This window comes from Peribacillus sp. NPDC056705 (assembly GCF_043656335.1).
This window is the reverse complement of record NZ_JBHTYI010000099.1, coordinates 1-1,485: the sequence shown is the minus strand read 5'-3', so window position 1 is coordinate 1,485 and position 1,485 is coordinate 1. Positions and strand designations below refer to the sequence as shown.

Here is a 1,485-nt window from a genome sequence, read left to right as displayed (position 1 = left end):
TCATTGAACGGGCGGATTCCTTGAAGACGATCGTTGATCAAGATCAGGATCTGCTTGTACAGCATAAACAGGACAAGCTGCTCGTGATCGATAAGAAGAAGGAACTTGAAGGACAATATGCTACGGCTAAAGATCTTTACGGTCAGATGGAGGATCGCAAGAGCATCCTGAACGAGAAGGAACAGGAGAAGCGCGTACTCATCGCCCAGTATGATCAAGAGATCGAAGACGCGGATATCTTGACCGAAGAGCAGGATCGAATGCTCGTAGCTCTGGCAAGCAAGCGCTCTGACCAAGCTTGGTGGGAGTAAGGGTGGTGGAAGCAAGGGTGGTGGATTTACGGGTAATGGAGGACCGTTTGCGATTCCGGTATCCGGAGCTCGTCTTTCCTCCGGTTACGGACCGCGTGTCCACCCGGTAACGGGTCAGGCTGGCAAGATGCATACGGGAGTAGACTTTGCAGCACCTCAAGGAACGGACATTCGTGCGGCTGAAGGTGGTACTGTAATTCTGGCTGAATGGTGGAGCGGCTACGGAAACTGTGTTATTGTTGATCATGGGGGCGGAGTATGGACCCTGTATGGTCATATCCGTAACGGCGGGATCAAAGTGAGTGAAGGCGACAAGGTATCCAGAGGGCAGAAGATTGCTGAAGTCGGTTCAACCGGTCAAAGCACAGGACCCCATCTACATTTTGAAGTCCGGGTAAATGGATCACCAGTTAATCCTTCGCCGTATCTGTAGCCTGACTTCGGGTGAGAACGGTAACCTTATTAAGACCGCTGTATAAATATTCCCGACAAGCCAATCATATACTAGGTGGACGGGATTTCCCGTGTGTGTTTAGCAGTTGATACGTACAAAGGCGGTGAGGTACTTGCTCAAAAAACGAACGGCTGTATTTCTGGTCATAGCTGCCATGTTGTGCGGGATTATGATAAGCATGGCTTTAACCCAGTTGCCTGCCAGCCAGACTGGCAATGGTGAGGGTTTGCTAGCCAGTATCGGAGACAAGAACGGATTGGAACAGGCCGAGGCTAAGAAATTAGGCACGGTGCTGGATCTGATCGAGAGCAATTATTACAAGGATATCGACCGGTCGAAGTTAATCGACGGCGCGATCAACGGGATGATGGATGCCCTGGAAGATCCATATTCCAACTATATGGCGAAAGACACGGCAGCTCAGTTCCAAGAGAGCATCGAAGGCTCCTTTACTGGAATCGGTGCAGAGGTATCTTCGCAGGATGGCAATGTCATTGTCGTATCCCCAATTAAGGGATCACCAGCCGAGAAGGCAGGGATTCGAGCGAAGGATCTCATTCTATCCGTTAACGGCGAATCTCTGCAAGGACTTGATTTGAATATAGCCGTTAACAAAATACGCGGCCCGAAGGGTTCCGAAGCTGTATTGCAGGTCAAGCGTGCAGGTTCCGAAAAGCCGATTGAGTTTACCATCGTTCGGGATGAGGTGGATCTCGAGAC

1 protein-coding gene and 1 pseudogene are annotated in these 1,485 nt (G+C 50.4%); both read left to right on the top strand.

The features are described from left to right. Window positions 1-744: pseudogene (locus ACFRAK_RS27665) on the top strand (M23 family metallopeptidase); the annotation flags it as partial. A gap of 133 nt (window positions 745-877) precedes the next feature. Then, a partial coding sequence (locus ACFRAK_RS27660) for a S41 family peptidase (protein WP_394572985.1) occupies window positions 878-1,485 on the top strand: 608 nt, incomplete at its 3' end.